The following is a 20,992-nucleotide window of genomic DNA, read 5'->3' as shown; positions in this document are numbered from 1 at the left end:
CGCTCTGGCCAGCAGCCTGTAGCCTGCCGCCATCAGTTCCAACCCGCCCGGTCCATCAGCTTGATGGCCTCGGCCTGGCGCTTGCCGGCGACCTCCACCGGCAGGCTGTCGGCCTTGAACGTGCCCCAGGCGGCGACTTCCTCGGAGGGCGCGACCTTCGGGTTGGCCGGGAATTCCTGGTTGATCCCGGCGAACAGCGCCTGGGCCTCGGGGCCAGTCATCCACTCCACCAGGGCCTTGGCCTGCTCGGGGTGCGGCGCATACCTGGTCAGGCCGATGCCCGAGAGGTTGACGTGCACGCCACGGTCGCCCTGGTTCGGCCAGAACAGCTTGATCGGCAGGTCGGGCTTCTGCTGGTGCAGGCGCCCGTAGTAGTAGGTGTTGACGATGCCGACGTCGCACTGGCCGGCGGCGATGGCCTGGAGCAGCGCGGTGTCGTCGGAGAACACGTCGGTGGCCAGGTTGTTCACCCAGCCCTTGAGGATCTGCTCGGTCTGCTGCTCGCCGTGGGTCTCGATCAGGGTGGCGGTCAGCGACTGATTGTAGACCTTCTTCGCCGTGCGCAGGCACAGGCGGCCTTCCCAGTGCTTGTCGGCCAGCGCCTCGTAGGTGCTCAGCTCTTCCGGCTTCACCCGCTGGGTGGAGTAGGCGATGGTCCGCGCGCGCAGCGACAGGCCGGTCCAGCTGTCACTGCCGGAGCGGTACTGCGCGGGGATGTTGGCGTCCAGCGTCGGCGAGTCGAAGCTCTGCAGGATGCCCATCTTCTCGGCCTGCCAGAGGTTGCCGGCGTCCACGGTGAGCAGCAGGTCGGCCGGGGTGTTGGCGCCCTCGGCCTTGATCCGCGCCATCAGCGGCGCTTCCTTGTCGGTGATGAACTTCACCTGCACGCCGGTCTTCTTGGTGTAGGCGTCGAACACCGGCTTGATCAGCTCATCGATGCGCGAGGAGTACACCACCACTTCGTCGGCGGCCTGGGCGGCGCCGGCCGTGGCGGTGAGGACGAGGGATGCGAGAAGGCCTGTGCGAACCGACATGCTGGCGACTCCTGGGTAACGGAATGAGGTGCCAGATGATAAGGAACCGCATTTACCCCCGGAGCCGGCCTTTGTGACCGGGTGTTTCACCTCGCCGCGACACAGGGTCGCGGCGGCTCAGACCCGCGCCAGGCCCGGCAGGTCGCCGGACAGCCCGAGCGCCTGGCGCACGAACAGGCCCTTGGCCTCGTGGTGGCGGTCGACCAGGCGCAGGCCGGCGTTGCGCAGCCAGCGCACGGCCAGCGGGTCGGCCTGGAACAGGCGCTGGAAGCCTTCCATCGCCGCCATCATCGCCAGGTTGTGCGGCATGCGCCGGCGCTCGAAGCGGCTCAGCACCCGTTCGTCGGCGATGCGCTCGCCACGGGCGTGGGCGTGCAGCAGCACCTCGGCGAGCACGGCGGCGTCGAGGAAGCCGAGGTTGACCCCCTGCCCCGCCAGCGGGTGGATGGTGTGCGCGGCGTCGCCGATCAGCGCCAGTCCCGGCTCCACGTAGCGCTTGGCGTGGCGCTGGCGCAGCGGGATACACAGGCGCGGGTCGACCTGCTCGACCGCCCCCAGGCGCTCCTCGAAGGCCTGGCCGAGGGCGGCGCGGAAGCCGTCGTCGTCCAGCGCCATCAGGCGTTCGGCCTGCTCCGGGGTGGTCGACCAGACGATCGAGCACCAGTGCGCATCGCCCTCGCGGGACAGCGGCAGGAAGGCCAGCGGGCCGTCGTCGGTGAAGCGCTGCCAGGCGGTGGCCTGGTGCGGTTTCGCGCAGCGCACGCTGGTGACGATGGCGTGGTGCAGGTAATCCCATTCGCGGGTGGCGCAGCCAGCCAGGCGGCGCACCGCCGAGTTGGCGCCGTCGGCGGCGACCACCAGCGGCGTGCGCACCTCGCGGCCGTCGGCCAGGCTCAGCAGCCAGTCGTCGCCGGAATGCCGCAGCCGCTCCAGGCGCGCGCCGGGCAGCAGGCCGATGGTGGAGTCGTGCAGGCGCTCCAGCAGGGCGTCCTGCACCACGCGGTTCTCGACGATGTGGCCGAGCACTTCGGCGTGCACGCTGGCGGCGCTGAAGTGCACCTGGCCAGTGCCGGAGCCGTCCCACACGTGCATTTCGCGGTAGGGCTCGCTGCGTCGCGCAACGACGCCGTCCCAGGCGTGCAGGCGCTGGAGGATGCGCCGGCTGGCCTCGGACAGGGCGCTGACGCGCGGCTCGAAGGGCGCCTCGCGGTCGAAGCGCTTGACGCTCAGCGGCGAGCCGTCGATCAGCAGGATTTCCAGGCCGCTGCCCTGCAACGCCAGGGCCAGCGCGCTGCCGACCATCCCCGCCCCGACAATCACCAGATCCGCGTGCATCTGCATTCCTTTTTCCATGTCGTCAGCCGGCCTTGCGCAGGCGCGGCTTGAGCCTGATGTAGAGGGTCTTCTGCACCCGCGCGACCAGCGTGCCCTCGCCGTCGCGCACCTCGGCGTGCAGCTTGGGCAGGAACTTGCCGCCATCGGCGGTGCGCTCGCGGGCCTCGTCCAGCAACTGCTGGTCGATGCGGAAGTCGGCGTAGACCGGCCCCTTGCCCGGGGTGATGAATTCGATGTTGGCGGCCTTGTCCCAGATGATGAAGTCGCGGCCCAGGTTCTCCATCAGCATCAGCATGAAGAAGGGGTCGGTCATGCTGTACAGGCTGCCGCCGAACTGGGTGCCGACGTAGTTGCGGTTGAACCACGAGAGCACCATCTTCACCCGCACCTCGCGGAAGTCCGGGCTGATGTGGCGCACCCGCACGCCGGCGCCGATGTAGGGCGGGTAGAGGTTCAGGCCGATGCGCAGCAGGCGCGCGCGACGGGCCATTCGGCGTGCCGACATGCCCTCTCCCTAGACCGGCCGGGCGCCCAGGCCCATGGCCTGGCGGGCGAACCAGCGTTTGGCCGGGGGCAGCAGGTCGAGGCCGAGCAGGCCCAGGTTGCGCCCGGCGGCGAGCATCGGCTGGGCGTTGGAGAACAGCCGGGTGACGCGGTCGGAGAAGCCCACGGTCATCTGCTGGTCGAGACGCTGGGCGTCCAGGTAGCGTTGCAGCGCGGCGAAGTCGCCGGGCGCGGTGTCGGCGCCGAGCAGCTGGTCGGCCAGGGCCTGGGCGTCGCGCAGCGACAGGTTGAAGCCCTGCCCGGCGATCGGGTGCAGGCTGTGCGCGGCGTTGCCCAGCACCACCAGGTGCGGGCGTACCTGCTCCTCGGCCTCGCTCAGGGTCAGCGGGTAGCAATGGCGCGCGCCGACCTGGCGGAAGCCACCGAGGCGATAACCGAAGGCCGCCTGCAGTTCGTCGAGGAACTGCCGCTCGGGGATGTCGCGCAGGCGCTCGGCGTCGCGCGGCGGGCGCGTCCAGACCAGCGCGCAGCGGTTCTCCGGCAGCGGCAGCAGGGCCATCGGCCCGTGTTCGGTGAAACGTTCGAAGGCCTGGCCGCGGTGTTCCTCGGTCGGGCTGACGTTGGCGATCAGCGCGGTCTGCCCGTAGGGCGCCTGGCGCACGCCGATGCCCAGCTGCTCGCGCAGCCCGGAACGGCCGCCGTCAGCCAGCACGGCGAGGTCGCAGTCCAGCAGCGAGTCGTCGTCCAGGGTCAGCCGGTAGCCGTCGCCCAGGGCTTGCAGGCGGCGCACTTCGGCCGGGCAATGCCAGCTCACCACCTCGCGGTCCAGCGCCTGCCACAGGCACTGGCCGAGCCAGGCGTTCTCCACCACGTAGCCCAGCGCCGGCACGCCCTCCTCCACCGCCGTCAGGCGCGCGGAGCCGAAGCGCCCGCGGTCGGACACGTGGATCTGGCTGATCGGCGCGGCGCGCTGGGCGAGGTGCTGCCACAGGCCGAGGCGTTCGTAGATCTGCCGGCTGCCGAAGGACAGCGCCGAAGAGCGGGCGTCATAGCTGGGCTGGTAGGCGTCGCCGGGGGCGAACGGCTCGACCAGCACGATCCGCCAACCGCGCTCGCGGGCGCCGGCCTGCAGGGTCAGCGCCAGGCTGGCGCCGACCAGGCCGCCACCGATGATCGCCAGGTGCGCGCGTTGCATCTCAGGCCGCCCGCGCCTTGCCGGCCTCGGCCATCAGCGCTTCGATGGCGGCGACGGTCTTCGGCACGCCGTCGGTCAGCACTTCGCAGCCGGACCTGGTCACGACCACGTCGTCCTCGATGCGCACGCCGATGCCGCGCCATTTCTTGGCGACGCTGGTGTTGTCCGGCGAGATGTAGATGCCCGGCTCGACGGTCATCGACATGCCCGGCTCGAGCACCCGCCATTCGCCGCCGACGCGGTACTCGCCGACATCGTGCACGTCCATGCCCAGCCAGTGGCCGGCGCGGTGCATGTAGAAGGCCTTGTAGGCCTCGCTGGCGATCAGCTCGTCGACGTCGCCTTCGAGCAGGCCGAGCTTCACCAGGCCGGCGGTGATGACCCGCACGGTGGCCTCGTGGGCTTCGTTCCAGTGGCGGCCCGGGGCGATGAAGTCGAAGGCCGCCATGTTGGCTTCCAGCACCAGTTCGTAGATGGCCTTCTGCTCGGGGCTGAACACCCCGTTGGCCGGGAAGGTGCGGGTGATGTCGCTGGCGTAGCAGTCGATCTCGCAGCCGGCGTCGATCAGGATCAGGTCGCCGTCCTTGATCTGCGCGTCGTTCTCCCGGTAGTGCAGGATGCAGGCGTTGCGCCCGGTGGCGACGATCGAGCCGTAGGCCGGCATCTTCGCCCCGCCCTGGCGGAAGGCGTAATCCAGTTCGGCTTCCAGGTGGAACTCGTAGAGCCCCGGACGGCACGCCTGCATCGCACGGATGTGGGCACCGGTGGAAATTTCGGCGGCGTAGCGCATCACCTTCACTTCACCGGCGCTCTTGTACAGGCGCTGGTCGTGCAGCAGGTGGTCGAGGGCGACGAACTCGTTCGGCGGCTGCGCGCCCTGGCGGGCCTTGGAGCGGATCACGTTGATCCAGTCCATCAGCCGGCGGTCGAACTCGGGGTTGGCGCCCAGGGCGTAGTAGACCCGCTCGCGGCCTTCGATCAGGCCGGGGAGGATGTCGTCGATATCGCCGATGGGGAAGGCGTCGTCGGCGCCGAAGTCCTTGATCGCACCGTCCTGGCCGGCGCGCAGGCCGTCCCACAGCTCACGCTCGGGATCGCGCTCGCGGCAGAACAGCACGTACTCGCCGTGCTCGCGGCCGGGGATCAGCGCCATCACCGCTTCCGGCTCGGGGAAACCGGTGAGGTACTGGAAGTCGCTGTCCTGGCGGTACACGTGCTCGACATCGCGGTTGCGGATGTACATGGGCGCGGCCGGCAGGATGGCGATGCTGTTGGGCTCCATCTGCGCCATCAGCGCCTTGCGCCGACGGGCGAATTCCGATTTGGCGATACGGATCATGCAGCTACCTCAGTGCAGGGAGGGTTTCTCGGCCGGCGCCGGCACCTTGCCGAACTCGGAGAACAGCAACAGCGGGGCGACCCGCAGGTATTCCTGGACTTCCATGTAGTCCGCCTCGCCATCCTCGGACTCTTCCAGCTGGCCCTGGACCTGGGCGATGGCGGCGATGTCCTGGAGCACTTCGTCGGCTTCGTCGGACAGGCTCGGCTGGCGCAGCGCCAGGCCGAAGCCGGCGAGGAAGCCCTGGCACCACTGGCCCAGGGCCTGGGCGCGCTCGGTCAGCGGCGCGTCGTCGTTGGGCAGCATCAGCACCACGGCCATCTCGCCGGCGCCGAAGTCCTGCTGGACCATGCCGAGCAGGCCGCCGAGGGCCGCCTGCAGGCGTTCGCCGAGGTCGCCGCCGAGCAGTTCGCTGGCGGCCTGCAGCCACTCGGACTGGTCGAAGCCGGAACCGGCGCAGACGCGACCGAGCAGGTGGCCGTGGAGCTCGGCCGGAGAGATCGGCAACGCGGCCTCGGCGAGCAGGTTGGAGAAGGCGGTGTAGGCGGAATTCACTGTGGACATGCTGCGGGACCTGATATCGACGCTAGGCGCCATCGGGCGCTACGCATAGAATGAGAGTCGCTATCCTAGCACCGCCGGGCGCGGTCAGACCATGCGACGGCGTGTCGGACGGGCGTCGCGTTGACCCGTGCGGCGCTGCGCCCTATATAGTTCCCGGTCATTCCCTTTGCCCAAGCGAGAGCCCATGGAAGACGCCGACCTGCACGCGCTGATCGCGAAATTCGACCAGTTGCTCCAGCGCCTGGAGCAGCTCAAGGCGGAGAACCGGCTGCTGCGGTCCCACGAGAAGAGCTGGCGCGAAGAGCGCGCTCATCTGATCGAGAAGAACGAATTGGCGCGCCACAAGGTCGAAGCGATGATTTTGCGCCTGAAAGCCCTGGAGCAGGACTCATGAGCCAGTCGAACACCCTGAACGTGCAGATCCTCGACAAGGAATACTGCATCACCTGTCCCGCCGACGAACGCGTCAACCTTGAGAGCGCCGCGCGCTACCTCGACAGCAAGATGCGCGAGATCCGTTCGAGCGGGAAAGTCATCGGCGCCGACCGCGTCGCCGTCATGGCCGCGTTGAACATCACCCACGACCTGCTGCACAAGCAGGAGCGCATGGACAACGAGCACAGCACCACCCGCGAGCGGGTGCGCGAGCTGCTCGAGCGCGTCGACCGCGCCCTTACCACCGATCAGCCCGGGAGTGAAGACTGACCGGGAGCGAAAGCCTGGGGTATACTGGCCACGCTCCCTGGTGTGTTGGCCAGTCGGTGATGTCCCTGAGCCGATAATCGCAACAACGGAGGTTGCCAGTTGGGCTGGTGTGCATGTCCGCACGACGGAAAGCCTTAAAGCCTACTGCAACCGCCACCTTGAACTTTCGGGTTCAAGGGCTAACCCGACAGCGGCATGTCCGGGGAGCTTCATTCCTTCCATGATCCACGCCCAAGACCTCTCCCGCCCTGCCCTGCGCCGCCTGCTGCGCCAGGCCAGACGCGCACTCAGCCCGCACCAGCAACGCCAGGCCGCCCGCGCCCTGCAGCGCCAGATGGCGCAGCATCCGCTGTTCCGCCGCGCCCGCCATATCGCCCTGTACCTGCCCGCCGACGGCGAGATCGACCCGCGCCCGCTGCTCGCGGCCGCGCAGAAACGCGGCAAGGCCACCTACCTGCCGGTACTCAGCCGCTGGCCGCACACGCACATGACCTTCCAGCGCGTCGGCGTGGGCGAGCGCTGGACGCGCAACCGCTTCGGCATCGCCGAGCCGCTGCCGGATCGCGGGCGCCAGCGCGCGGCCTGGGCGCTGGACCTGGTCCTGCTGCCACTGGTCGGCTTCGATGAGCAAGGCGGACGCCTGGGAATGGGCAAGGGTTTCTACGACCGCACCCTGGCATACCTGGGGCGGCGCAAAATTTGGCGGAAACCGACACTTTTGGGCCTGGCACACGAATGCCAGAAGGTCGACAGGCTGGACCTGGCCAGCTGGGATGTGCCCTTGCAGGGCATCGTCAGCGACGCCGGCTGGTATGGCGCGCTCGCAACGGCGCCGCGATCCCTGCGGCAACCGGCGGAGTGAATCAGGGCTGTTTGGTGACCTGGACCGGCGCGCTGCCCTGGCGGTCCCAGAGGCTCTGGGTGTAACCAGTGGTGACAACGCCCAGGCCGAAAATAATCACCAGCACCCACAAAAGATCGGGCTTACGCTTCATCGATTGCCTCCCCCTTCCAGGCAAACTGTCAACGATGGCCGGCGGTGGTTTTTGGTCCGTCCGGCGCGCCAAGCTGAAAACGGCGGCATTCTCCGACAATGGCAAGCGTCCCGCAATTGCATGCCCGTTCCAGTCGTCGGAGTCAGTCGCTTCCTACGAAACGGCGAAACTGGAGCAAGGTTCATGCCGCACTGGCTGATGAAATCCGAACCCGACGAACTGTCGATCCACGACCTGCAGCGCAAGGGCACGGCGCGCTGGGATGGCGTGCGCAACTACCAGGCGCGCAACTTCGTGCGCAGCATGCAGGCGGGCGAACTGTTCTTCTTCTACCACTCCAGCTGCCCGCAACCGGGCGTGGCCGGTATCGCGCGCATCGAAGGCGAGCCCTACCCCGACCCCACCGCGCTGGACCCGCAGAGCCCCTACCACGACCCCAAGGCAAGCGCCGAGAAGAACCCCTGGAGCGCGCGCGACGTGAGCTTCGTGGAGGCCTTCCGGGAAGTGCTGCCGCTGGCCACGATCAAGGCCGCCGCCGGGCTGGAGGAGCTGGCCCTGGTGCAGCGCGGCAGCCGCCTGTCGGTGATGCCGGTGAGCGAGGAGCAGTGGCAGATCATTCTGGGGTTGGCCAGGCGCTGAGGCGCTGGTGCTCTTCGTAGGAGCGAGGGGCGCCTAGTTCTTGCTCGCGAAGGGTGGCTGTCGGTGGGTACGGTGTGGAAGATGAACTCCGCAACCCTCTCCCCAGCCCTCTCCCTTCAGGGAGAGGGCTGGGGAGAGGGAACGGAACTCAACCTCGCACCGAAGGAACCGGCAGGCGCCCGTTCACGAGCAAGCCCCAACCTCAAGCCATCTGCGAAATGGTCTTGCGGAAGCGCCACAGCGCGCCGCCGAAGAAGGCCGCGCCGATGCCGACGATCGCCAGCAGTTGCGGCCAGACGATGGACAGCCCGGCGCCGCGGAACAGGATGGCCTGGGCCAGGCTGACGAAGTGCGTGGTCGGGGCGAACAGCATGATGTTCTGCACCAGCTCCGGCATGCTCTCGCGCGGCGTGGTGCCGCCGGAGAGGATCTGCAGCGGCATCAGGGTGAGGATCACCAGCAGCCCCAGCTGCGGCATCGAGCGCGCCACGGTGCCGAGGAAGATGCCCATCGAGGTGGTGGCGAACAGGTGCAGCGCCGCGCCCAGCAGGAACAGCGCCACCGAGCCGCTGATCGGCACGTCCAGCCAGCCGCGCACCACCAGCTGCAGCGACAGCGCCGCGGCCACCAGCACCACCACGCCCATCGACCAGACCTTGGCCAGCATGATCTCGAACGCGGTCAGCGGCATCACCAGCAGGTGCTCGACGGTGCCGTGCTCGCGCTCGCGGATCAGCGCCGCGCCAGTGAGGATGATCGACAGCATGGTGATCTGGTTGATCACCTCCATCACCGCGCCGAACCAGGCCTGGGTCAGGTTCGGGTTGAACTCCATGCGCACCGCCAGTTCCGCCGGCATGCTCGCCTCGGCGCGGTAGCGGCCGACGAACTCGCGCACTTCGGTGGCGATGATGTTCTGGATGTAGCCGGCGCCGGAGAACGCCTGGCCGGTCTGGGTGGCGTCGACGTTGACCTGGATCGCCGGCTGGCGGCCGGCCAGCACGTCGCGCTGGAAGTCCGGCGGGATGTCCAGGGTGAAGGTGTACAGGCCGGTGTCCATGCCGCGGTCCATCTGCGCGTGGCCGATCATTTCCGGGGTACGGAAGTACGGGGCCTGGAACGCGTTGATGATCCGCGAGGAAAGCTGCGACTGGTCTTCGTCGACCACCGCGATGGGCGCGTGGTGCAAGGTTTCCGGCACGCCGGTGGCGGAGCTGTAGACGCCCAGGGTGAAGGCCCAGGCGATCAGGATCAGCATCGCGTAGTCGCGGCACAGGCTGCGGAATTCCTTGATGCCCAGGTTGAAGATGTTGGCCAGCTTGCGCATCAGTCCTCCTGCTTCTTCAACAGGGCCACGCTGAGCAGCGTGAGCACGACGATGGAGGCCAGCAGCGGCAGGTAGTACGGCCACAGGTCGGCCAGCCCCAGCGCCTTGGAGAAGGCCCCGCGGCTGATGATCAGAAAGTGCGAGGTCGGGTACAGCTTGCCGATCAGCGCCGCCGCGCCCTCCAGCGAAGACACCGGGTGGATCAGCCCGGCGAACTGGATCGCCGGGATCATGGTGGCGATGGCGGTGCCGAACACGGCGGCGATCTGGCTCTTCATGAAGGTCGACAGCAGCAGCCCGAGGCCGGTGCTGGTGATCACATAGAGCAGCGCGCCGATGCTCAGCGCCAGCAGGCTGCCCTTGAGCGGCACCTGGAACAGCAGCACCGCCATGGCCAGCATCAGCACGAAGTTGACCATGCCCATGCCGATGTACGGCAGCTGCTTGCCGAGCAGGAATTCCAGGCGCGTCACCGGGGTGACGTAGAGGTTGGTGATCGAGCCCAGCTCCTTCTCGCGCACCACGCCCAGGGCGGTGAGCATCGCCGGGATCATGATCAGCAGCAGCGGGATCACCGCCGGGACCATGGCCTTGAGGCTCTCCACGTCGGGGTTGTAGCGGTAGCGCAGCTCGGTGCTGGCCGCCGCGCTGGCCTCTGCGTTGCCGCTCTGCCGGGCGAGGTCGGCCAGGTAGCTGGTGTGCAGGCCCTGCACGTAGCCCTGCACGGTGGTGGCGCGGGTGGGCATGGCGCCGTCGATCCACACGCCGATGGCCGGATCGTCGCCGCGCTTGAGGTCGCGGCCGAAGTTCGGCGGGATTTCCACCGCCAGGCTCAGCTCGCCGCTGCGCAGGCGCCGGTCGAGGTCGTCCGGGTCGCTGATCGCCGGGTGTTCGATGAAGTAGCGCGAGCCAGCGATGTTCAGCGCGTAGGCCTGGCTGGTGGTGGTCTGGTCGCGATCGAGCACCGCGTAGGACAGGTCCTCGACGTCCATGTTGATGCCGTAGCCGATGATGAACATCAGCAGCGCCGTGCCGAGCAGCGCCAGGGTCAGGCGGATCGGGTCGCGGCGCAGCTCCATGGATTCGCGCCGCGCGTAGCTGAACAGGCGCAGCGGGCTGAAGCGCTGGCGTTGCGCGCGCGGCGTGGCGGCCGGCGCGGCGCTGACCGGCGCCTCGGGCGCCACGGGAGGCGTCGCGGCGCCGCCGGCGGCCTCTTCCAGGTAGGCGATGAAGGTGGCTTCCAGGGTCGGCAGGCCGCGCTTGTCGATCAGGCCTTGCGGGGTGTCGCTGTCGAGCACCTTGCCGGCGTGCATCAGCGAGATGCGGTCGCAGCGCTGCGCCTCGTTCATGAAGTGGGTGGAGATGAAGATGGTCACCCCGTCGCGCCGCGACAGCTCGACCATCAGCTGCCAGAAGCCGTCGCGGGCCACCGGGTCGACGCCCGAGGTCGGCTCGTCGAGGATGAGGATTTCCGGCTTGTGGATAACCGCCACCGCCAGCGACAGGCGCTGGCGGATGCCCAGCGGCAGGCTGTCGGGCAGCTCGTCGCGGACCTTGCCGAGGTCGAAGCGCGCGAGCATTTCCTCTACCCGCGGCTCGATCTCGGCGGGCGGCAGGTGGAACAGCTTGGCGTGCAGTTCGAGGTTCTGCAGCACCGTCAGTTCGGCGTACAGCGAGAAGGCCTGGGACATGTAGCCGACCCGCCGGCGCGTCTCCATGTCGTTGGCGTCCACCGGCTGGCCGAACAGCGCGCAGCTGCCTTCGCTGGCCGGCAGCAGGCCGGTGAGCATCTTCATGGTGGTGGACTTGCCGCAGCCGTTGGAGCCGAGGAAGCCAAAGATTTCCCCGCGCTCGATGCGGAAGCTGACGTGGTCCACCGCGACGAAATCGCCGAAGCGGCAGGTCAGCCCCTCGGCCTCGATGGCGATCTGCGGCGCGCCCTCGTTGTGCGGGCGGGGTGGAATCACCAGTTCGTGGTAGCCGGCGCGCTTGCGCTCGGGCAGCAGGGCGACGAAGGCCGCCTCCAGATTCTGCGTGGCGGTCTGCTCGCGTAGCTGCGCCGGGGTGCCGGTGGCCAGCACCTTGCCTTCGTCCATCGCCACCAGCCAGTCGAAGCGCTCGGCTTCCTCCATGTAGGCGGTGGCCACCAGCACGCTCATGCCCTGGCGGCCGGCGCGGATGCGCCCGATCAGCTCCCAGAACTGGTTGCGCGACAGCGGGTCGACGCCGGTGGTGGGCTCGTCGAGGATCAGCAGGTCGGGGTCGTGGATCAGCGCGCAGCACAGCCCGAGCTTCTGCTTCATGCCGCCGGACAGCTTGCCCGCCGGACGCTCGGCGAAGGGCGCAAGGCCCGTGCTCTGCAACAGGTCGGCGATGCGCCGCTCGCGCTCCGCCTTGTCGTGGCCGAACAGGCGGCCGAAGAAGTCGACGTTCTCGAACACCGAGAGCGTCGGGTAGAGGTTCTTGCCCAGGCCCTGGGGCATGTAGGCGATGCGCGGGCACACCGCGCGGCGGTGGCGGGCGTCGCGCATGTCGCCGCCGAGCACCTGCACCTGGCCGTCCTGCAGCTTGCGCGCGCCGGCCAGCAGCGCCAGCAGGCTGGACTTGCCGACGCCGTCCGGGCCGATCAGGCCGACCATGCAGTTGGCCGGGATGTCCAGGCTGACGTCGTCCACCGCGCGGGTCGCGCCGTAGCGCAGGGAGACGCCGGCCAGGCTGGCCACCGCCTGCGCGACGTTCATTGCGGGACCTTGATCTGCAGGTTGTCCGGCCACTGCGCTTCAGGGTCCAGGCGCAGGTAGGCCATGCCCGGCACACCGGTCTTCACATAGGTGACGTACTTCTCCAGCAGGCCCGGATCGAGGCGCGCCTTGACGCGGAACATCAGCTTCTCGCGCTCGTTGGCGGTTTCCACGGTCTTCGGGGTGAACTGGGCGACGCTGGCGACATAGGAGACCTTGGCCGGGATCACGTACTGCGGCACCGCGTCGATCACCAGGCGCACTTCCTGGCCAAGAGCCACGCGGCCGGCCTGGGCGGAGGGCAGGAAGAAGGTCATGTAGACGTCGGTGAGGTCGACCATGTTGAGCAGCTTGCCGCCGGCGGCGAGCACTTCGCCGGGCTGCGCCACGCGGTACTGCACGCGGCCGTCGCGGGGGACGCGCAGCAGGCTGTCGTCGATGTCGGCCTGCAGCCGGGCGACGCTGGCGGTGGCCGCCTCGATCGCCGATTGCGCCTCGATCACCTGGGAGCGCCCGGCCTCGATCGCCGCCTGTGCCGAGACCACCTGGGAACGCGCAGCGGCCAGCGCGGCCTGGGCGCTCTGCAGGGTGGCGCGGTCGTCGTCGAGTTGCTGTTGCGGCAACGCGTTGCGCTTGACCAGCTGCTCGGTGCGGCTGAAGCGCTTCTGCGCGGCGGTGAGTTCGGCCTGGCGCTGCGCCACCACCGCTTCGGCGGTGCTCTTCTCGCTGTTGCGCTGGGCCACCACGGAGCCGGCGGTGAGCTTGGCGTTCTGCGCCTGGCGCACTTCGGCCTGGGCCTGGGCCAGCTGCGCTTCCAGGACCTGGGTGTCCATGCGCGCGACCACCTCGCCGAGCTTGACGAAGTCGCCCTCGTCCACCTTGATCTCGGCGACACGGCCGGGCAGCTTGGTGGCCACGTCCACTTCGGTGGCCTCGATGCGCCCGTTGCCGCCGGCGAAGCCTTCACCCAGGCCGTTCGGTTTCAGCGTCTGCCAGGCCAGCGCGGCGACCAGCGCACAAGCCGCGACTATCGCGCCACGGAACAGCCAGCGTTTCGAATTGCCCTTCATCGTACCCCCTGCTCGTCGGCCATTTCGACAAATCATGTAGGGATCTTCAGCGAAGGGAGGGGAAAAGACCTTGATGCAGGTCAGAGCCGCCGGTTTAAGGCCCTGAACACCCGGCGACTGCGCACGATTCCTGCTTTACGTCACGGCTGCACGATCAGGTTGTTGAACAACAGATCGTCCACCAGCGGCTTCCCTTCCTCTGCGTTGAGGACCGTCTGTACCTGTTTGAGCGCCTCCTGGCGCAGCTTTTCCTTGGCGTCGACGCTGCCGAGGGTCTCGTCGGTCTGCTGGGCGAACAGCATGATCAGTTGGTTGCGGATCAGCGGCTCATGGTGCTCGACCTTGTCCTGGGCCTCCTTGCCGGTGACCTTCAGGGCGATGTCGGCCTTGAAGTACTTGAGCTTGGGCCCGCTGCCGTAGTTGCCCACCAGCGCGGGAGTGAGGTCGACGAACAGCGGCTTGTTGGCGTCTTCCGGCTTGGCTTCCTCCTCCGCCATCACGGGGGTGAAGGACAGGACCAGCAACAGGGCGATCAGGGCTCTCAAGGCGACTTCTCCATGCACGATGCCGGCAAGCATAGCCATACCGGGCGCGCGACCCAAGCCCGACGGTTATGCAGCGGCATAAGCCGGGGCCATACTCGTTTGCCCCCCGCCATGCCACTCCTACACTGCCGGGCATTACACGAAAGGAGTACCTCCGATGAAAGCCGTGCTGTGCAAAGCCTTCGGCCCCGCCGAAACCCTGGTGCTGGAAGACGTCGCCAGCCCCGAGCCCAAGAAGAACGAGGTTCTGCTGGACGTCCACGCCGCCGGGGTGAACTTCCCCGACACCCTGATCATCGAGGGCAAGTACCAGTTCAAGCCGCCCTTCCCGTTCGCCCCGGGCGGCGAGGCGGCCGGCGTGGTCGCCGCGGTCGGCGAGAAGGTCAGCCACGTGAAGCCCGGCGACCGGGTCATCGCCCTGACCGGCTGGGGTAGCTTCGCCGAGCAGGTCGCGGTGGGCGGCTACAACGTGCTGCCGATCCCGGCGGGCATGGACTTCACCACCGCCGCCGCGTTCGGCATGACCTACGGCACCTCGATGCACGCGCTCAAGCAACGCGGCAACCTGCAGCCGGGCGAGACCCTGCTGGTGCTCGGCGCCTCCGGCGGCGTGGGCCTGGCGGCGGTGGAGATCGGCAAGGCGATGGGCGCCAAGGTGATCGCCGCGGCCAGCAGCGATGCCAAGCTGGAAGTGGCCAAGGCCGCCGGCGCCGACGTGCTGATCAACTACAGCGAAGGCAGCCTGAAGGACAAGCTCAAGGAAATCACCGGCGGCCAGGGCGTGGACGTGATCTACGACCCGGTGGGCGGCGAGCTGTTCGAGGAAGCCTTCCGCAGCATCGCCTGGAACGGCCGCCTGCTGGTGGTCGGCTTCGCCAGCGGGACCATTCCCTCGCTGCCGGCCAACCTGCCGCTGCTCAAGGGCGCCTCGGTGGTCGGCGTGTTCTGGGGCGCCTTCGCCCAGCGCCAGCCGCAGGACAACGCGGCGAACTTCCAGCAGCTGTTCCAGTGGTTCGCCGAGGGCAAGCTGAAGCCGCTGGTGTCGCAGACCTATCCGCTGGAGAAGGCGGCGAATGCGATCAACCACCTGGGGCAGCGTCGGGCTGTCGGGAAGGTGGTGGTGCAGGTGCGCTGAGGGTGTTCGGCCTGATGTAGCGGTGTGGGGGATGGGCCTCGTTCCCTCTCCCTAACCCTCTCCCTGAAGGGAGAGGGGACTATCCGTGCCAACGGGCATATTGGCTTTCGCCGGCAATACCGGAGCTGCAATGAGCGCCGGTATTGCACTTCACACCGAACGGCCCCCTCTCCCTTCAGGGAGAGGGCTGGGGAGAGGGTGCTCTTCGGGATGAGCACCAAGCGCCACCGACAAACGCCCGTTCGCGAGCAAGAACTGGGCGTCCCCCTCGCTCCTACGAAAAGCCGTGATCCGCCGTCGACCTCGGTGCCGGGGCCAACGGCGGATAACCGCGAACGGTTATCCGCCCTACGTTCAGCCGTACAACTGCTTGAAGCGCTCGCGCAGCTGGTTCTTCTGCACCTTGCCCATCACGTTGCGCGGCAGCGCGTCCACCACCAGCACCCGCTTGGGCTGCTTGTAGCGCGCCAGCTTGCCGTCGAGGCCGGCCAGGATCGCGTCCTCGCTCGGCGCCTCGCCCGGCTTGGCCACCACCACCGCCGTCACGCCCTCGCCGAAGTCGCGGTGCGGCAGGCCGATCACCGCCGACTCGGCCACGCCCGGCAGGGTATCGATGATCTGCTCAAGCTCCTTCGGGTACACGTTGTAGCCGCCGCTGATGATCATGTCCTTGCTGCGCCCGACGATCTGCACGTAGCCCTTGTCGTCGATGAAACCGATATCGCCGGTCATGAAGTAACCGTCCGCGCGCAATTCCTCGGCGGTTTTCTCCGGCATCCGCCAGTAGCCACGGAACACGTTGGCGCCGCGCACCTCGATCATCCCCGGCTCGCCCTGCGGCAGCAGCTTCGCCTCTTTCTCGGTCGGGTCGGTGATGCGCAGCTCCACGCCCGGCAGCGGGAAGCCGACGGTGCCGGCGATGCGCTCGCCGTCCAGCGGGTTGGAGGTGTTCATGCCGGTCTCGGTCATGCCGTAGCGCTCCAGGATCGCCACCCCGGTGCGCTCGCGGAAAGCCTTGTGGGTCTCGGCGGTGAGCGGCGCGGAGCCGGAGACGAACAGGCGCATGTGCGCCACCGCCTCGCGGGTCAGGCCGGGTTGGTCGAGCAGGCGCGTGTAGAAGGTCGGCACACCCATCAGCAGGTTCACCTGGGGCAACAGCTGCAGCACCTGCGCGGCGTCGAACTTGTCCACATACAGGAGCGAGCCGCCGGCCATCAGCAGGCTGTTGATGGCCACGAACAGGCCGTGGATGTGGAAGATCGGCAGCGCGTGCAGCAGCCAGTCGTCCGCCGTGATGGCCCAGGCCTGGACCAGCGCGCGGGCGTTGGAGACCAGGTTGCCGTGGCTGATCATGGCGCCCTTGGAGCGCCCGGTGGTGCCCGAGGTGTAGAGGATCGCGGCGAGGTCGTCGGCGCTACGCTGCACATCGAGGAAGCGCCCCGGCTTGCCTTCCACGTGGGGCATCAGGCTGCCTTCGCAGCGCTGGCCAAGGCTGGCCACGCGAGCCACGCCACACTGCTCGGCGAGCGCCCGGGCCTGCCCCTCGAAGGCCGGGGCGCAGACGAACAGCGAGGGCTCGGCGTCGCCGAGGAAGTAGCTCAGTTCGTCGGCGGTGTAGCCGCTGTTCAGCGGCAGGTAGACGGCGCCGGCACGCAGGGTGCCGAGGTAGAGCATGACCGCCTCGGGGCTCTTGTCGACCTGCACGGCGACGCGGTCGCCCGGCTTCACGCCGAGCTCCACCAGGGCGTGGGCGAACTGCGCGCTGCTGCGCAGCATCTCGGCGTAGCTGTAGCCGCCGCCTTCCGGGGTGCGGAGGAAGGGCTTGCTGAGGTCTTCGGGCAGGTGCTCGCCGATGGCGGCGAAAAGGCTCTGGTTCATGGTTTGTCCTGGCGGCGTGGCTTGGCCGGTGGCGGGAGATGACGCTTGACCTCGTTGGCGGCGATCACCGTGCCCTGGTTGGCGTAGGCTTCGTGGTTTTTTTCGATCTGACGCAATTCGTAGCGGTAGTTGACCATCAGCCCGGCAGCCTGGCGCAGGCCGCCGGCGGAAAGGTCGCCGCGCCAGTTCAGGCGTTCCAGGCGCGCGCCGTTGCCGAGGTGGAAGCGCGCCACCGGGTCCAGCGGCTGGCCCTGGGCGTTCTTCGCCCGCAGGAAGTATTCGGCGGCCAGCGCCAGCAGCGGCTGTTCCAGGCGCGGCGGTGGCGGCGCGTCGGGCTTGAGCGCCTTCAGGCATTCGGCGACTTCGGCGCGCTCGGCCTGGCTGTCGAGCCAGCGGCGGAAGCCGGGCACCGGCGAAAGGGTGACGTACTGCTTGAGCCCCGGCACTTCGCGGGCCAGCTCCTCCACCACCTGCTTGATCAGGAAGTTGCCGAAGGAGATGCCGCGCAGGCCCTCCTGGCAGTTGCTGATGGAATAGAACACCGCGGTGTCCGGCGCCTCGGCGGCCTCGTTGCGCGGCTCGAGGATTGCCGCGATGGCCGCCGGCATCTGTCGGGTCAGCGCCACCTCGACGAAGATCAGCGGTTCCTCCGGCAAGGCCGGGTGGAAGAACGCGAAGCAGCGCCGGTCGGCCGGCTGCAGGCGGCTGCGCAGGTCGTCCCAGTCCTTGATGGCGTGGACCGCCTCGTAGCGGATGATCTTTTCCAGGATCGCCGCCGGGGTCGACCAGTCGATGCGCCGCAACACCAGGAAGCCGCGGTTGAACCAGGAGGCCAGCAGGTGCTGCAGGTCGTGGTCGACCGCCGCCAGTTGCGGCCGCGCCTTGAGTTCCTGCAACAGCAGGCGGCGCATGGCGATCAGCTCGGCGGTGCCGCCGGGGGCCTGGTTGAGGCGGCGGAACAATTCCTGGCGCGGCGGCTCGCAGGCCTCGAACAGCGCGGTGACCTGCTCGGCGCCGGGCTGCTCCAGGTAGCGCCGGCAGGCGTCGGCGAGGGCTTCACGGGGCGGCGCGAAGTCGTTCAGCAGGTTGTCGAAGAAGGCCTTCTGCTGCTCCACCGGACAGTCGCGGTAGGCGCACAGCACCTGCCGCGCCAGCGCCACGCCGGACGCCTCGCCGTGCCCGGAGAGCAGGCGACGGCTGGCTTCGAGCAGGGTCGCCGCGCTGATCGGCGCCGGCTCGCGGGACTCCAGCAACTGGCGCCCGCGCTCACTGATGCTCTGCAACAGTTCCTGGAAGAAGCTGACGTTCATGGAGCCTCCTTCTGTGCCGCGCGTCACTGCGCCAGGAGCGGCGGCGGGCAGCGGCGGTACCAGTGGGTGGCCTGCTCGTAGGCGTGCGCCAGTTGCAGCACGGCCATGTCGGCCTGGTGCCGGCCGATGATCTGCAGGCCCATGGGCAAGCCCTGTTCATTGAAGCCTACCGGGACGTTGGCCACCGGGCAGCCGGACAGGGTGGCCGGGATCACCACTTCCATCCAGCGGTGGTAGGTGTCCATGGCGCGGCCGGCGATTTCCTGCGGCCAGTGCTGGGCCTTGTCGAACGGGAACACCTGGGCGCTGGGCAGCAGCAGGTAGTCGTAGCGCTCGAACAGGCGCTGGATGGCGCGGTACCAGTCGCTGCGCGCCACCGTGGCCTGGTACACGTCCATGGCCGACAGGCGCAGGCCGTTCTCCACTTCCCAGTGCGCTTCGGGCTTGAGCAGTTCGCGCTTGCCCGGGTCGGCGTAGGCCGCGCCCAAGGAGCCTGCGACGAACCAGTGGCGCAGGGTACGCCAGCAGTCCCACAGGCGCTCGGCGGAATAGCCCAGCTCGCAGGGTTCGACCTCGCAGCCGATGGCCTGGAAGTCGGCGAACGAATGCTGGCACAGCTCCAGCACGCCGCGCTCCATCGGCAGGTGGCCGCCGAGGTCGCCCAGCCAGCCCAGGCGCGCGCCCTTGAAGTCGCGCTCCAGCGGGCCGGCGAAGGCCGCGCCGGATTCGGCGATGGACAGCGGCGCGCGGGCGTCGGCGCCGGCCTGCACCGACAGCAGCAGGGCCACGTCGCGCACGCTGCGGCCCATCGGGCCTTCGTAGCCGAGCTGGTCGAAGAACAGGTCGGCGGCGTCGTCGAAGGGCACGCGGCCCTGGGACGGGCGGAAGCCGATGATGTTGTTGAACGCCGCCGGGTTGCGCAGCGAGCCCATCATGTCGCTGCCGTCGGCCACCGGCACCAGTTGCAGGGCCGCCGCGGCCGCCGCGCCGCCGCTGCTGCCGCCGGCGGTGCGGGTCGGGTCGTAGGCGCAGCCGGTGGCGCCGAACAGCGGGTTGTAGCTCTGCGAGCCGAGGCCGAATTCCGGGGTGTTGCTCTTGCCGATGAGGATGGCGCCGGCGGCGCGCACGCGCTCGACCATGATGCCGTCGCGCTCGGGCACGTAGTCGCGGTACAGCGGCGAACCCAGGGTGGTGCGGATACCCCTGGTCAGCGACAGGTCCTTGATCGCGTGCGGCAGGCCGTGCATCCAGCCCCGGTACTCGCCACGCGCCAGTTCGGCGTCGCGCGCGTCGGCCTGGGCCAGCAGGCGCTCGGCCGGCTCCAGGCTGACCAGGGCGTTGACCGCCGGGTTGAAGCGCTCGATGTGCGCCAGGTAGTCGCCCATCACCTCGCGGCAGGAGACCTGGCGCAGGCGGATGAGCTGCGCCAGTTCGTGTGCCTGGAGCTGGACGAGGGGGCTGATCTTCGGGTTCTGGCTCATGTGACGCGGCCTTTTGTTTACTGGGTTCCCGCGTTCGCGGGAATGACGGAACGATGTTTGTGCAGATGCGACTTTTGGCGTGGTGAGCGAAGCCACGGCGCCCGCCGGCGCCCCGCTCCACCCCGTCACCCCCGCGAACGCGGGGGCGCAGCGCCTTCGATCAGCGCATCAGGTTGGTCCACAGGCGGTCGGCCAGGCGGATCGCGCCTTCGCCGCAGGTCTGGCTGAAGACCACCTTGGTGCCCTCGGGGATGTGCAGCTCCGGGGCGTCCTTCAGGCTCGGGTCGAGGAAGGCGTCGGTGCCCTTGATCGGGCTCTGGTGCTTGAGGAAGTTCTGCGTCAGCGCGGAGTTCTCCGGCTGGCTCATGAAGGCGATGAACTGGCGGGCGGCGTCGGGGTTCTTGCTGCCCTTGGGGATCACCAGGTTATCTACCCAGGCCATCACGCCTTCCTTCGGGTAGAGGTACTTCAGGCTCGGCTTCATCTCCCGGGCGCGCAGCGACGAGCCGCCCCAGAACAGCGACATCGAGGTTTCGCCGGAAGCCAGGTTCTCGCGCACCGAGCCGGCCTTGGAGCTGTAGGTCTTGACGAAGGGTTTCTGCGCCTTGAGCAGGCTGAGCACCTGCTGCACCTGTTTCGGGTCCTCGCTGCAGGCGGGGATGCCCAGGTACAGGCTGGCGGTGTCCATCACCTCGTTGACCGAGTCGAGCATGTTGATCTTGCCCTGCAGCTCCTGCGGCGGCTGGAACAGCAGCGCGTAGCTGTCCGCCGGGCCCTTGTAGGTGGCGGTGTCGTAGACCACGCTGGTGGTGCCCCAGATGAAGGGCACCGAGTAGCCACCCTCCGGGTCCCAGGTGGGTTTCTGCAGGTTGTCGACGATGTTCGCGTAGTACGGCTGCTTGATCGGGTCGAAGCGCTCCAGCAGGTTCTCGTGGACCAGGATCGGCACGAACTGGTGCGAGGGAATGGCCACGTCGTAGCCGCTGCCGCCCTGCTTGAGCTTGGCCAGCAGGGTCTCGTTGGAGTCGTAGGAATCCACGGTGACCTTGATGCCGGTCTGTTTCTCGAACTTCTCCAGGATCTGCGGCGAGAAGTAGCCGCTCCAGCTGATGACGTTGACCTGCCCGGCGGCGTTGGCCGCGCCGGCCAGGCTCAGCGACAGGGTGGCGGCGATGACGGCGATCGACTTGCTCAT

General features: G+C 68.5%; 20 protein-coding genes and 1 other RNA gene. 6 read left to right on the top strand and 15 right to left on the bottom strand.

Going from position 1 to position 20,992, the window contains the following annotated elements; translation table 11 throughout:
- Positions 1 to 32: 32 nt before the first annotated feature.
- From P3W75_RS15510 to P3W75_RS15485, 6 genes are all read right to left on the bottom strand, one after another.
- On the bottom strand, positions 33 to 1,034 hold the full coding sequence (locus tag P3W75_RS15510) for a Fe(3+) ABC transporter substrate-binding protein (protein WP_276228247.1): 1,002 nt from the start codon (positions 1,032 to 1,034) through the stop codon (positions 33 to 35).
- 117 nt (positions 1,035 to 1,151) lie between these two features.
- Positions 1,152 to 2,369, bottom strand: coding sequence for a 2-octaprenyl-3-methyl-6-methoxy-1,4-benzoquinol hydroxylase (locus tag P3W75_RS15505; RefSeq protein WP_276228246.1), 1,218 nt, complete (start codon positions 2,367 to 2,369; stop codon positions 1,152 to 1,154).
- A gap of 22 nt (positions 2,370 to 2,391) precedes the next feature.
- Entirely contained in the window at positions 2,392 to 2,874 is a 483-nt protein-coding gene (locus P3W75_RS15500) for a DUF4442 domain-containing protein (protein ID WP_276228245.1), read from the bottom strand.
- 9 nt (positions 2,875 to 2,883) lie between these two features.
- Positions 2,884 to 4,068 carry a 2-octaprenyl-6-methoxyphenyl hydroxylase gene (gene ubiH, locus P3W75_RS15495; protein WP_276228244.1) on the bottom strand — a complete coding sequence of 395 codons (1,185 nt, stop codon included), beginning with the start codon at positions 4,066 to 4,068 and terminating at the stop codon, positions 2,884 to 2,886.
- Between the two features lies 1 nt (position 4,069).
- Positions 4,070 to 5,407: a Xaa-Pro aminopeptidase gene (gene pepP, locus P3W75_RS15490; RefSeq protein ID WP_276228243.1), complete on the bottom strand. Its 1,338-nt coding sequence runs from the start codon at positions 5,405 to 5,407 to the stop codon at positions 4,070 to 4,072.
- A gap of 9 nt (positions 5,408 to 5,416) precedes the next feature.
- The gene (locus P3W75_RS15485; RefSeq protein WP_276228242.1) at positions 5,417 to 5,971 is read right to left on the bottom strand and encodes a UPF0149 family protein; all 555 of its coding nucleotides are present in this window, start codon (positions 5,969 to 5,971) and stop codon (positions 5,417 to 5,419) included.
- Between the two features lie 184 nt (positions 5,972 to 6,155).
- Here P3W75_RS15485 and P3W75_RS15480 point away from each other — a divergent pair, with 184 nt between their 5' ends.
- The 4 genes from P3W75_RS15480 (at position 6,156) to P3W75_RS15465 (ending at position 7,538) form a co-directional block, all read left to right on the top strand.
- Positions 6,156 to 6,365, top strand: coding sequence for a TIGR02449 family protein (locus tag P3W75_RS15480; protein ID WP_276228241.1), 210 nt, complete (start codon positions 6,156 to 6,158; stop codon positions 6,363 to 6,365).
- Complete coding sequence (locus P3W75_RS15475) at positions 6,362 to 6,676, top strand: cell division protein ZapA (protein WP_276228240.1); 315 nt, start codon at positions 6,362 to 6,364, stop codon at positions 6,674 to 6,676. The genes P3W75_RS15480 and P3W75_RS15475 overlap by 4 nt, the downstream gene beginning before the upstream one ends.
- Before the next feature lie 31 nt (positions 6,677 to 6,707).
- A non-coding RNA gene (gene ssrS / locus P3W75_RS15470) (6S RNA) lies at positions 6,708 to 6,886 on the top strand.
- Positions 6,887 to 6,896: 10 nt separating this feature from the next.
- Positions 6,897 to 7,538, top strand: a complete 642-nt coding sequence (locus P3W75_RS15465; protein ID WP_276228239.1) for a 5-formyltetrahydrofolate cyclo-ligase — start codon at positions 6,897 to 6,899, stop codon at positions 7,536 to 7,538.
- A gap of 1 nt (position 7,539) precedes the next feature.
- On the opposite strand, the gene P3W75_RS15460 is transcribed toward P3W75_RS15465, so the two are convergent.
- A complete protein-coding gene (locus P3W75_RS15460; RefSeq protein WP_276228238.1) occupies positions 7,540 to 7,671 on the bottom strand; it encodes a hypothetical protein in 132 nt (43 codons plus the stop codon).
- A gap of 183 nt (positions 7,672 to 7,854) precedes the next feature.
- Between P3W75_RS15460 and P3W75_RS15455 the strand changes: the two genes are divergently transcribed.
- Entirely contained in the window at positions 7,855 to 8,310 is a 456-nt protein-coding gene (locus P3W75_RS15455; protein ID WP_276228237.1) for an EVE domain-containing protein, read from the top strand.
- A 202-nt stretch (positions 8,311 to 8,512) separates the two neighbouring features.
- On the opposite strand, the gene P3W75_RS15450 is transcribed toward P3W75_RS15455, so the two are convergent.
- From P3W75_RS15450 to P3W75_RS15435, 4 genes are all read right to left on the bottom strand, one after another.
- Positions 8,513 to 9,637 carry an ABC transporter permease gene (locus P3W75_RS15450; protein WP_276228236.1) on the bottom strand — a complete coding sequence of 375 codons (1,125 nt, stop codon included), beginning with the start codon at positions 9,635 to 9,637 and terminating at the stop codon, positions 8,513 to 8,515.
- Entirely contained in the window at positions 9,637 to 12,378 is a 2,742-nt protein-coding gene (gene rbbA / locus P3W75_RS15445) for a ribosome-associated ATPase/putative transporter RbbA (RefSeq protein WP_276228235.1), read from the bottom strand. Before rbbA ends, P3W75_RS15450 begins: the two co-directional genes overlap by 1 nt.
- A complete protein-coding gene (locus P3W75_RS15440) occupies positions 12,375 to 13,448 on the bottom strand; it encodes an HlyD family secretion protein (protein WP_276228234.1) in 1,074 nt (357 codons plus the stop codon). The genes rbbA and P3W75_RS15440 overlap by 4 nt, the downstream gene beginning before the upstream one ends.
- Positions 13,449 to 13,588: 140 nt before the next feature.
- Positions 13,589 to 14,026: a flagellar basal body-associated protein FliL gene (locus tag P3W75_RS15435; protein WP_430765380.1), complete on the bottom strand. Its 438-nt coding sequence runs from the start codon at positions 14,024 to 14,026 to the stop codon at positions 13,589 to 13,591.
- 124 nt (positions 14,027 to 14,150) lie between these two features.
- Between P3W75_RS15435 and P3W75_RS15430 the strand changes: the two genes are divergently transcribed.
- A complete protein-coding gene (locus P3W75_RS15430; RefSeq protein ID WP_276228233.1) occupies positions 14,151 to 15,128 on the top strand; it encodes an NADPH:quinone oxidoreductase family protein in 978 nt (325 codons plus the stop codon).
- Between the two features lie 354 nt (positions 15,129 to 15,482).
- Here P3W75_RS15430 and P3W75_RS15425 read toward each other — a convergent pair whose 3' ends face one another.
- The 4 genes from P3W75_RS15425 to P3W75_RS15410 all read right to left on the bottom strand — a co-directional run bounded on the left by P3W75_RS15425 (position 15,483) and on the right by P3W75_RS15410 (position 20,992).
- Positions 15,483 to 17,006: a malonate--CoA ligase gene (locus P3W75_RS15425; RefSeq protein WP_276228232.1), complete on the bottom strand. Its 1,524-nt coding sequence runs from the start codon at positions 17,004 to 17,006 to the stop codon at positions 15,483 to 15,485.
- Complete coding sequence (locus P3W75_RS15420) at positions 17,003 to 18,316, bottom strand: malonyl-CoA decarboxylase (RefSeq protein WP_276228231.1); 1,314 nt, start codon at positions 18,314 to 18,316, stop codon at positions 17,003 to 17,005. Before P3W75_RS15420 ends, P3W75_RS15425 begins: the two co-directional genes overlap by 4 nt.
- 23 nt (positions 18,317 to 18,339) lie before the next feature.
- Positions 18,340 to 19,797, bottom strand: coding sequence for an amidase (locus tag P3W75_RS15415; RefSeq protein ID WP_276228230.1), 1,458 nt, complete (start codon positions 19,795 to 19,797; stop codon positions 18,340 to 18,342).
- A gap of 160 nt (positions 19,798 to 19,957) precedes the next feature.
- Positions 19,958 to 20,992, bottom strand: coding sequence for an extracellular solute-binding protein (locus tag P3W75_RS15410; protein WP_276228229.1), 1,035 nt, complete (start codon positions 20,990 to 20,992; stop codon positions 19,958 to 19,960).

This window comes from Pseudomonas citronellolis (assembly GCF_029335315.1).
Classification (GTDB): Bacteria; Pseudomonadota; Gammaproteobacteria; order Pseudomonadales; family Pseudomonadaceae; genus Pseudomonas; species Pseudomonas citronellolis_A.
This window is presented reverse-complemented; position numbering and strand designations above follow the sequence as displayed.

Coding starts and splice junctions, on each gene's coding strand:
- P3W75_RS15435 (WP_430765380.1), bottom strand. CDS start 14,026: ATGCTTGCCGGCATCGTGCATGGAGAAGTCGCCTTGAGAGCCCTGATC.
- P3W75_RS15460 (WP_276228238.1), bottom strand. CDS start 7,671: ATGAAGCGTAAGCCCGATCTTTTGTGGGTGCTGGTGATTATTTTCGGC.
- P3W75_RS15475 (WP_276228240.1), top strand. CDS start 6,362: ATGAGCCAGTCGAACACCCTGAACGTGCAGATCCTCGACAAGGAATAC.
- P3W75_RS15510 (WP_276228247.1), bottom strand. CDS start 1,034: ATGTCGGTTCGCACAGGCCTTCTCGCATCCCTCGTCCTCACCGCCACG.
- P3W75_RS15425 (WP_276228232.1), bottom strand. CDS start 17,006: ATGAACCAGAGCCTTTTCGCCGCCATCGGCGAGCACCTGCCCGAAGAC.
- P3W75_RS15505 (WP_276228246.1), bottom strand. CDS start 2,369: ATGCACGCGGATCTGGTGATTGTCGGGGCGGGGATGGTCGGCAGCGCG.
- P3W75_RS15430 (WP_276228233.1), top strand. CDS start 14,151: ATGAAAGCCGTGCTGTGCAAAGCCTTCGGCCCCGCCGAAACCCTGGTG.
- P3W75_RS15500 (WP_276228245.1), bottom strand. CDS start 2,874: ATGTCGGCACGCCGAATGGCCCGTCGCGCGCGCCTGCTGCGCATCGGC.
- P3W75_RS15420 (WP_276228231.1), bottom strand. CDS start 18,316: ATGAACGTCAGCTTCTTCCAGGAACTGTTGCAGAGCATCAGTGAGCGC.
- P3W75_RS15450 (WP_276228236.1), bottom strand. CDS start 9,637: ATGCGCAAGCTGGCCAACATCTTCAACCTGGGCATCAAGGAATTCCGC.
- ubiH (WP_276228244.1), bottom strand. CDS start 4,068: ATGCAACGCGCGCACCTGGCGATCATCGGTGGCGGCCTGGTCGGCGCC.
- P3W75_RS15415 (WP_276228230.1), bottom strand. CDS start 19,797: ATGAGCCAGAACCCGAAGATCAGCCCCCTCGTCCAGCTCCAGGCACAC.
- P3W75_RS15455 (WP_276228237.1), top strand. CDS start 7,855: ATGCCGCACTGGCTGATGAAATCCGAACCCGACGAACTGTCGATCCAC.
- rbbA (WP_276228235.1), bottom strand. CDS start 12,378: ATGAACGTCGCGCAGGCGGTGGCCAGCCTGGCCGGCGTCTCCCTGCGC.
- P3W75_RS15485 (WP_276228242.1), bottom strand. CDS start 5,971: ATGTCCACAGTGAATTCCGCCTACACCGCCTTCTCCAACCTGCTCGCC.
- P3W75_RS15440 (WP_276228234.1), bottom strand. CDS start 13,448: ATGAAGGGCAATTCGAAACGCTGGCTGTTCCGTGGCGCGATAGTCGCG.
- P3W75_RS15410 (WP_276228229.1), bottom strand. CDS start 20,992: ATGAGCAAGTCGATCGCCGTCATCGCCGCCACCCTGTCGCTGAGCCTG.
- P3W75_RS15480 (WP_276228241.1), top strand. CDS start 6,156: ATGGAAGACGCCGACCTGCACGCGCTGATCGCGAAATTCGACCAGTTG.
- P3W75_RS15465 (WP_276228239.1), top strand. CDS start 6,897: ATGATCCACGCCCAAGACCTCTCCCGCCCTGCCCTGCGCCGCCTGCTG.
- pepP (WP_276228243.1), bottom strand. CDS start 5,407: ATGATCCGTATCGCCAAATCGGAATTCGCCCGTCGGCGCAAGGCGCTG.